Raw genomic sequence first — 10000 nt, 5'->3', positions numbered from 1 at the left:
TTATTCTATTTTTTTTAAGAAAACTGTTTTGTTGTCGACATTTATGACAGTTTATCGGTAATTAATTTTTTATCAGATAGTTATCTATAATTTTATTTCATCAATAACAATTAAATTCACTTTATGAAAAAAACATTACTTTCTCTTGGCTTGTTGTTAGTTTCTCTATCATTTCAAGCGCAAAATTTATTATCAGAAAATTTTGACAATATTACAACACTTACTGTTGCTGGTTGGACTTCAACTAATCAAAGTACTCCAGTTGGAACAAATCCAAATTGGTTTCAGGGAAATCCAGTAGCTAATGGAGGGCCTTTTGATTCCTATGCCGGAGTAGCTAATTCTTATATTGCTTGTAACTTTAATAGTGTTGCTGGCGCTAACACTATTAGTAATTGGTTAATAACGCCAGTAATTAGTCTTGTAAATGGTGATGTGTTAACGTTTTATACCAGAACAGTTAGTGCGCCAGCTTATGCAGATAGATTACAATTGAGAATAAGCACAAATGGTGCGTCTTCAGCTAATCCTTCTGGAGCAGCAGGTGTTGGAGATTATACAACTTTGGCACTGGAAGTTAATCCAACATTGATCGCTTCTGGTTATCCAAACGTTTGGACACAATACTCTTACACGGTTTCTGGTTTGCCTACCGCTACAAGTTGCAAAATTGCGTTTAGATATTTTGTTACAAGTGGAGGGCCTTCAGGAGCAAATTCTGATTTTATTGGAGTTGACTCGTTTTCTGTAGATAGACCATTAAGTTCTGATTCTTTCTTTAAAAATAATTTTTCGATTTATCCTAATCCGGTTAATAATGTGTTGAATATTTCTGTGAAAAATGAAATGACAATCAATAGTTTGTCAATTACAGATTTAAACGGGAGAGTAGTGTCTACAAGTTCTTCAAGCACTTCAATTGATGTGTCAAATTTATCTTCTGGTGTTTATTTTGTTTCAATTGAGACAAATGAAGGAAAAGGAACTTCTAAGTTTGTAAAAAATTAATTTTATTTTAAATAATAGATTTTAAAAAGAGGCTTTTGCCTCTTTTTTGTTTATTCTAGATTTTATTTTTGTTGTTTACGTTGTTTTTAGAATAATAATCTAATTTTTTAAATTAAAATAACAAAATTTAGAAAAATAATCTATTTATTTTTTTATTTTAGAAAATAAATCTAATTTTGCCCTATCAAACTAAAAGAAATAGAAAATGAACTTTACAATGTGCAATATGTGTATGATGATGTGGAACAATCCGCAGAGGAAACCTATTGCATAATTTTAAAAATAAATTAATTCAATATAACCTCTGTCGAAAGCAGAGGTTTTTTTATTTCTAAAAAACACAACAGAACATGAAAATAGCCATTTACAATCCAAGACGATGTTGTCGAATGTGTAGCTGAATCAAACTCAGTAAAATCAAAAACATTAAAAAATACAATAACATCAAAAATAAAAATATCATGAGCACAAATAAATTTGCAACAAACGCTTTACATGCAGGACACGACACAACTAAAAACGCTGGAACAAGAGCGGTTCCAATTTACCAAACCACATCTTACGTTTTCAATAATTCTGACCACGCAGCCAATCTTTTTGGTTTGGCCGAAGCCGGTTTTATTTACACAAGATTAAATAATCCAACAAACGATATCTTAGAACAACGCTTAGCCAAATTAGAAGGCGGAATTGGAGCTGTCGTAACCGCTTCAGGAACTGCAGCCATTTCAACTGCTTTGTTAACGTTATTAAAAGCTGGTGACCATATTGTTGCTTCCAATAGTTTATACGGCGGAACATATAATTTATTAAACGTGACTTTGCCAAGATTAGGCATCACTACAACATTCGTAGATCCATCAAATCCAGAAAACTTCTTAAACGCAGCACAAGAAAATACAAGAGTGTTCTTTGCTGAAAGTTTAGGAAATCCAAAATTAGATGTACTCGATTTAAAAGCCATTTCAAAAGCCGCACAAACCTACAAAGTGCCTTTTATTGTGGATAACACTGTGGCAACCCCCTTTTTGCTTAACCCAATCGAACACGGAGCCAACATCGTAATTCATTCCCTAACCAAATACATCGGTGGAAACGGAACTTCGCTTGGAGGCGTTATCATTGATGCAGGAAATTTCGATTGGAGCAACGGAAAATTCCCAGAATTCACAGAACCTTCAGCAGGGTATCACGGATTAAAATATTATGAAGTGTTAGGTGCTGCATCATTTATCGCAAAAGTCAGAATCGAGGGATTACGGGATTTGGGCGCTTCGTTAAGTCCGTTTAACGCATTTCAAATTATTCAAGGTTTGGAAACATTGGCTATCCGAATCAAAAAACACAGTGAAAATGCCTTGGAATTAGCCAAATGGTTACAAAAACGTCCAGAAGTGGCATGGGTAAATTATCCTGGATTGATTTCGTCAAAATATTATGATTTAGCTCAAGAATATTTACCAGAAGGACAAAGCGGTATCGTAACTTTTGGATTAAAAGGCGGTTACGAAGCTGCTAAAAAAGTTGCCGATGAAACCCAATTTTTCTCATTGTTGGCTAATATTGGTGATACAAAATCATTAATTATTCATCCAGCAAGTACAACGCATCAACAATTGTCAGAAGAACAACAAATCACAACGGGAGTAACGAAAGATTTAATTCGTTTATCCGTTGGATTAGAAGATATAGAAGACTTGAAAACCGATTTACAAAGTGTTTTCGAAAAATTGCCAGTTCAAAATTTAGTTTAGGTTTTTGTTTGTTTGAAGGCTGCCGATAGACCTACCTAAAGGCAGTCTTTTTTTTAAAAAGAAAGATGAGTACAATTCAAAAAATAGTGTTCCAAAATGTTCCGTTGCAAAATGGAGTAGTGCAAGCAAAAGTGATTTTGTCCTATCAATTGTTTGGACAATCGATTGGTTCGGCGCCTTTGGTGGTAGTGAATCATGCTTTGACCGGAAATTCACAAGTTATTGGCGAAAACGGTTGGTGGCAATCGTTAATTGGAGATGAGAAAATTATTGATACCAAAAAATATGCAGTTTTAGCTTTCAATATTCCTGGAAACGGCTATCAAGATTCGGAAAATTTGATTGAAAATTATCAAGATTTTACCACTTATGATATTGCTAATTTATTTTGGAAAGGAATCGATTCGTTTAAAGTGAATCAAGTTTTTGCTGTTATTGGTGGAAGTTTAGGCGGAGCAATTGCTTGGGAAATGGCGGCGATTCGTCCAAAAGCGATTGCGAATTTAATTCCGGTAGCAACCAATTGGAAAGCTTCTGATTGGTTGATTGGAAATGTATTAATTCAAGATTTAATTCTGAATAATTCCAAAAACCCAATTCACGATGCCCGAATTCACGCCATGTTATTGTATCGAACACCCGAATCATTACAAGAAAAATTCCATAACCAATTGCAAAATTCGGAAGGATTGTTTCAAGTGGAAAGTTGGTTGTTGCATCACGGAGAAAAATTGCAAAATCGATTTCAACTTTCGGCTTACAAACTCATGAATCATTTATTGAAAACTACAGATATTTTTAAAAACAAAAATCAATCGGAAGTCATCAAAAGCATCACATCGAATATTCATCTAATAAGTGTGGATACCGATTATTTTTTTACGGCAAACGAAATCAAAACCGCTTTTCAGGAAGTCAAAAACTACAAAAACTATTCATTTTATCACGAAATCAAATCCATTCACGGACACGATGCGTTCTTGATAGAATTTGAACAACTAAACAACATACTTAAACCTATATTTAATTAAAATGAAAATATTAAAATTTGGAGGAAAATCATTAGCAAACGGAGAAGGATTACAAAAAGTAATTCAAACGATTGCTCAAAAATATTTCAATAACGAACCCATCGCAGTCGTAGTTTCGGCAAGAGGAAACGCTACTGATGAATTGGTAATTTTACTAAAAAAAGCACAAGCCAACATTAATTTTCAAGCGGATTTTGAGCAATTCAAGAAATACCAATTAGAAGGATTAAAAGAAAACATCTTCGAGGAAGAATTCTCGGTTTTGCAGAAATTATTAGAAGGCGTTTCGCTTTTAGGCGATTACAGTGAGAAAATCAAAGATCAAGTTATTGCGTATGGCGAAATTTTATCAGCAAAATATGTGGCTAACGTTTTAAACGAAAACAGCATCAAGGCACAATTCACAGATTCTCGTCAATTAATAAGAACAGATTTAAATTTCGGTAATGCCCAACCAATTGACGCTGTTTCAAAACGAAATGTGTTAGATTATTTCGAAAAAAATACAGATAAAGTCAATGTCGTAACGGGTTTTATTGGTTCAACTTTACACAACGAAACCACGACTTTAGGGAGAAATGGAAGTAATTACACGGCTTCCTTATTAGCGAATTATCTAAACGCCGAAGAATTTCAAAATTACACACACGTTGACGGAATTTTCACAGCAAACCCTGATTTAGTTGCAGATGCAAAAAAAATCGAACGTTTATCATTCAACGAAGCAAATGAACTAGCAAACTTTGGAGCGCAAATTTTACATGCCAAAACGATTATTCCTTTAGTAGAAAAAAATATTCCGTTACGAATTTTAAACACGTTTAATCCAGAAAATGATGGAACATTAATTACTTCGGAACAAACCAATGAAGGCATCAAATCGCTTTCGGTTTTAACCAATGTGTCGTTGATAAATTTAGAAGGAAGAGGTTTATTAGGAAAAATAGGTGTTGATGCACGAATTTTCCGAGTAATGGCTGAAAACGACATTAGCGTAAGCATCATTTCACAAGGTTCTTCGGAAAGAGGAATTGGTTTGGTGGTAAATTCCGATAAAGCATCAAAGGCTTTGGTTGGTTTAGAAAAAGAGTTTGAAACCGATTTTTACACAAAAGATGTCAATAAAATTTCAGTAAACGATAACATAGCGGTGATTTCGATTATCGGACAAGATTTAACGAATTTCCACAAACCATACACGGCTTTAATTCGAAATAAGATCACGCCAATTTTGTTGAATAATACCGTTACGGGAAGAAACATCAGTTTGGTGATTAGTCAAGATGAATTCAAACGCGCATTAAATGTGATTCACGGTGAAATTTTTGGAGTAGCGAAAAAAATCAACATTGCTATTTTCGGTCACGGAACGGTTGGCGGAACTTTGATTTCTCAAATTTTAGAATCGGCAAAAAATATCGAAAAACGAAAAGGAATCAAGCTAAATGTATTTGCGATTGCGAATTCAAAGAAAGTCTTGTTGAATAAATTTGGAATTAGCGAAAATTGGAAAGCAACTTTAGAAGACAAAGGCCAAGATTACAAAGTAGAAGATATTATCGGGTACGCCAAAGAACACCATTTAGAAAATTTAATTGCAATTGACAACACCGCAAGTGCGGCTTTCATTGAAAATTACATTTCGTTAGCTGAAAATAGTTTCGATTTGATTTCTTCTAATAAAGTCGCGAATACCGTAAGTTTTGATTTCTACAAAAAACTGCGAAAAGTCTTAAAAGACAGCCAAAAAGAATACTTGTATGAAACAAATGTTGGTGCAGGTTTGCCGTTAATTGATACAATTAAATTACTGCATTTGTCAGGTGAGAACATCACCAAAATAAAAGGTGTTTTCTCTGGAACTTTGAGTTATTTATTCAATAATTTTTCGATAGAAGACAAAAAATTCAGCGAAGTTTTACAAGAAGCAATTGATAAAGGTTTCACTGAACCCGACCCAAGAGAAGATTTAAACGGAAACGATGTGGGTCGAAAATTGTTAATCTTAGCACGCGAATTAGATTTGCAAAACGAGTTCGAAGAAATCCAAATTCAAAACTTAATTCCAGAAGTCTTACGCGAAGGAAGTGCAACTGATTTTCTAAAACGCTTATCCGAATTAGATGGAATTTACCAAAACATCAAAGACGCTCAAGGTCCAAATGAAGTATTGCGATACATCGGTGAATTATCTGGCGATTTACAACAGGACAAAGGAAAGTTAGAAGTAAAATTAATTTCGGTTCCAGCCAACTCAGCTTTAGGTTCCTTAAAAGGTTCGGATTCTATTTTTGAAATTTACACGGAATCGTACGGAGAGCAACCTATAGTAATTCAAGGCGCTGGAGCAGGAGCATCTGTTACTGCAAGAGGTGTTTTTGGCGATATTTTACGCTTATCCGAAAAAAAATTATAACCACTCAAACTCAAAACCTGCAAGATGTAAAAATTCTTGTAGGTTTTACACTTTATCAGTTCAACGATTAAACAATTCAACAAACAAAGCATGAGCAATCAAAATTTAGGATTAGAAACCCAAGCCATCAGAACGCAATTAGAGCGCACACAATATTTAGAACATTCCGTTCCGTTATATTTAACTTCGAGTTTTATTTTTGAAGATGCCGAAGACATGCGCGCTTCATTTGCGGAAGAAAAAGAACGCAATATTTACAGCCGATTTTCCAATCCCAATACATCCGAATTTGTTGAAAAAATTTGTCAAATGGAAGGAGCAGAAGATGGCTACGCTTTCGCAACAGGAATGGCAGCGGTGTACTCTACTTTTGCTGCTTTATTGAATTCAGGTGATCATATCGTTTCAGCGAGTAGTGTGTTTGGTTCGACGCATACGTTATTTACCAAATATTTTCCTAAATGGAATATCACGACGAGTTACTTCGATGTAAATAAACCAGAAACGATTGAAAATTTCATCCAACCAAATACAAAAATTCTTTACGCAGAATCTCCAACTAATCCAGCGGTTGATATTTTAGATTTAGAATTGTTGGGGAAAATTGCCAAAAAACACAACTTAATTTTAATCATCGATAACTGTTTTGCAACGCCTTATATTCAAAACCCAATTCAATTCGGTGCTGATTTAGTGATTCATTCCGCAACTAAATTAATCGATGGTCAAGGGCGTGTTTTAGGTGGAGTAACTGTTGGTCGTTCGGATTTAATTCGCGAAATTTATTTGTTTTCCCGAAATACTGGACCCGCTTTGTCGCCTTTCAATGCTTGGGTGTTGTCCAAAAGTTTGGAAACGTTGCCAGTTCGTATCGAAAAACATTGCGAAAACGCTTTAAAAGTCGCTGAATTTTTAGAAAATCATCCGAATGTAGCTTCTGTGAAATACCCATTTTTGAAATCGCATCCACAATATGAAGTCGCTAAAAAGCAAATGAAATTAGCTGGAAACATCGTAGCTTTCGAAATCAAAGGCGGAATTGAATCGGGAAGAAAGTTTTTGGATAAAATCAAACTATGTTCGTTATCTGCTAATTTAGGTGATACGCGTTCGATTGTAACTCATCCAGCTTCCACAACTCACAGCAAATTAACTGAAGAAGAACGTTTAGCTGTAAGTATTACAGATGGTTTGGTGCGCGTTTCTGTTGGTTTGGAAACGGTTCAAGATGTAATTAATGACTTAAAACAAGCGTTAGAATAAAAGTTTTTAAAATATTTTATAGATTTATATTCTGTTTAAAATAATTAATTTAGAATATAAATCTATAAATAATCTTTTTTTAATGAAATTTTAGAAAATATTTCATTATTTCAATTTTGTCACTACATTTGCGGTGTTCATAAACATAGTGTTTGTTATCACGAAAGCTGGAGGGAATAGACCCTATGAAAGCTTAGCAACCCTACACTTGTAGAAGGTGCTACATTCTATTCCGATTTATCGGAAGCAGATAACCCAAGGAAATTTTCTCCAATTTCTTGATAACATATTAAATAAAGTAAAGCATTGCAAACCTTGCGAAAATCCTTTGCGAGCTTTGCGGTTAAAAGATAATATGTCAAAAATTCAAGAAGAAATCAAAAAACGAATTCTCGTGCTCGATGGAGCGATGGGAACGATGTTACAACGTTATAAATTTGAAGAAGAAGATTTTAGAGGCGAACGTTTCAAAGATTTTCCACATCCATTAAAAGGAAATAACGATTTACTTTCCATCACCCAACCCGAAGCAGTAAAATCGGTACATCGCGCTTATTTTGAAGCAGGTGCTGATATTGTAGAAACCAATACTTTTTCGGGAACGACTATCGGAATGGCGGATTATCACATGGAAGATTTGGTCTTTGAGTTGAATTTTCAATCCGCAAAAATCGCTCGTGAAGTTGCGGATGAATTTACCGATAAACCAAGATTTGTAGCAGGTTCCATTGGTCCAACAAACCGAACAGCATCGATGTCGCCTGATGTAAATGACCCAGGATTTCGAGCTGTGAATTTCGACGACCTAAAAATCGCCTACAAACAACAAGTCGAAGCGTTAATTGACGGCGGTAGCGATTTACTTTTGGTAGAAACTATTTTCGATACGTTAAATGCAAAAGCCGCTTTGTTCGCGATTGAAGAAGTGAAAGAGGAACGCAATATAGATATTCCAGTAATGGTTTCAGGTACAATTACCGATGCTTCTGGAAGAACATTATCGGGTCAAACAGTGGAAGCTTTTTTGATTTCAATTTTGCATATTCCTTTGTTGAGCGTTGGATTTAATTGCGCTTTGGGAGCTGACCAATTGAAACCATATTTGAAACGATTAGGAAATAACACCTCATTAAATATTTCGGCGCATCCCAATGCAGGTTTACCCAATGCCTTCGGACAATACGACCAAACGCCTGAAGAAATGCAACAATTAATTCGCGAATATTTACAAGAAAATTTAGTGAATATCATCGGTGGATGTTGCGGAACAACGCCAGAACACATCAAATTAATTGCGGAGGTAGCAAATGAATTCAAGCCAAGAGAAAGTGTTTTGGTTTAAGCAAAGAAATACAATGAAAAATAATTTTATAAAAATACAATTCGAAACATTTTTACAGTCGCAACGATGTTGGGTTTGCCAATACGTGAGCAACAGTAAAACCTTTTGGAAAGATGTTGCGAAACATTATAAAAGAATAAGTAATGAGTTATAATTCCGATAAATATTTAAAATTATCAGGTTTAGAACCTTTGATTGTAACTCCAGAAACCAATTTTGTAAATGTTGGAGAACGAACAAACGTAACTGGTTCTAGAAAATTTCTTCGATTAATTAAAGAAGAAAAATACGATGAAGCTTTAGAAATTGCACGTGCTCAAGTAGAAGGTGGCGCGCAAATCATCGATGTCAATATGGATGAAGGAATGTTAGATGGCGTTTATGCGATGACTAAATTCCTAAATCTAATCGCGGCCGAACCCGATATTGCCCGAGTACCAGTAATGATTGATTCTTCCAAATGGGAAATCATTGAAGCTGGGTTAAAAGTGATTCAAGGAAAAGGTGTGGTGAATTCGATTTCTTTAAAAGAAGGAGAAGCTACTTTTATTCATCATGCTAAATTAATCAAACGATACGGAGCTGCTGTAATTGTAATGGCTTTTGATGAAAATGGTCAAGCGGATACTTACGAAAGACGTATCGAAATCTGTAAAAGAAGTTACGATATATTAGTTGAAAAAGTTGGTTTTCCAGCTGAAGACATCATTTTTGATCCTAATATTTTTCCAGTCGCAACCGGAATGGAAGAGCATAAATTAAATGCTTTAGATTTCTTCCGAGCAACCAAATGGATTCGCGAAAATCTTCCTTATGCAAATGTCTCGGGCGGAGTTAGTAATGTTTCTTTTTCTTTCCGTGGTAATGATAAAGTGCGTGAAGCAATGCATTCAGCATTTTTGTATCATGCGATTCAAAACGGAATGACGATGGGAATTGTAAATCCAGAAATGTTAGAGATTTACGATGAAATTGACCCCGTTTTATTGGAACATGTGGAAGATGTTTTGCTAAATAGAAGAGAAGATGCTACCGAACGTTTGTTAGAATTAGCGGAAAGTTTCAAAGGTGACATAAAATCGAATGAAAAAGCTATTGCCGAATGGCGAAACGGTTCGGTTCAAGAGCGATTAACGCATTCGTTAGTAAAAGGAATCGACGAGTTTATTGAAATTGATGTGGAAGA

The 10000-nt window shown here is 34.8% G+C and carries 7 protein-coding genes and 1 riboswitch; all 7 genes read left to right on the top strand.

The window, feature by feature from the left end:
* Positions 1 to 123: 123 nt before the first annotated feature.
* Entirely contained in the window at positions 124 to 1008 is an 885-nt protein-coding gene (locus LDL23_RS00230) for a choice-of-anchor J domain-containing protein (RefSeq protein WP_291263904.1), read from the top strand.
* A 461-nt stretch (positions 1009 to 1469) separates the two neighbouring features.
* Positions 1470 to 2762 (top strand): O-acetylhomoserine aminocarboxypropyltransferase/cysteine synthase family protein, encoded by a 1293-nt coding sequence (locus tag LDL23_RS00225; protein ID WP_291263903.1) that lies wholly within the window; start codon positions 1470 to 1472, stop codon positions 2760 to 2762.
* A gap of 65 nt (positions 2763 to 2827) precedes the next feature.
* Positions 2828 to 3793, top strand: a complete 966-nt coding sequence (locus tag LDL23_RS00220; RefSeq protein ID WP_291263902.1) for an alpha/beta fold hydrolase — start codon at positions 2828 to 2830, stop codon at positions 3791 to 3793.
* Position 3794: 1 nt separating this feature from the next.
* Positions 3795 to 6209 (top strand): bifunctional aspartate kinase/homoserine dehydrogenase I, encoded by a 2415-nt coding sequence (gene thrA / locus LDL23_RS00215; protein WP_291263901.1) that lies wholly within the window; start codon positions 3795 to 3797, stop codon positions 6207 to 6209.
* Between the two features lie 90 nt (positions 6210 to 6299).
* Positions 6300 to 7472, top strand: coding sequence for an aminotransferase class I/II-fold pyridoxal phosphate-dependent enzyme (locus LDL23_RS00210; protein WP_291263900.1), 1173 nt, complete (start codon positions 6300 to 6302; stop codon positions 7470 to 7472).
* A 152-nt stretch (positions 7473 to 7624) separates the two neighbouring features.
* Positions 7625 to 7729, top strand: a riboswitch (SAM riboswitch).
* Between the two features lie 98 nt (positions 7730 to 7827).
* On the top strand, positions 7828 to 8814 hold the full coding sequence (locus LDL23_RS00205) for a homocysteine S-methyltransferase family protein (RefSeq protein WP_291263899.1): 987 nt from the start codon (positions 7828 to 7830) through the stop codon (positions 8812 to 8814).
* Between the two features lie 143 nt (positions 8815 to 8957).
* Positions 8958 to 10000, top strand: a 1043-nt coding sequence (locus tag LDL23_RS00200) for a dihydropteroate synthase (RefSeq protein WP_291263898.1), incomplete at its 3' end; no start/stop codon positions are given.

Origin of the sequence: Flavobacterium sp. (genome assembly GCF_020217025.1) — a bacterium.
Classification (GTDB): domain Bacteria; phylum Bacteroidota; class Bacteroidia; order Flavobacteriales; family Flavobacteriaceae; genus Flavobacterium.
The sequence above is the reverse complement of the archived record's forward strand: the minus strand, read 5'-3'. Positions and strand labels throughout refer to the sequence as shown.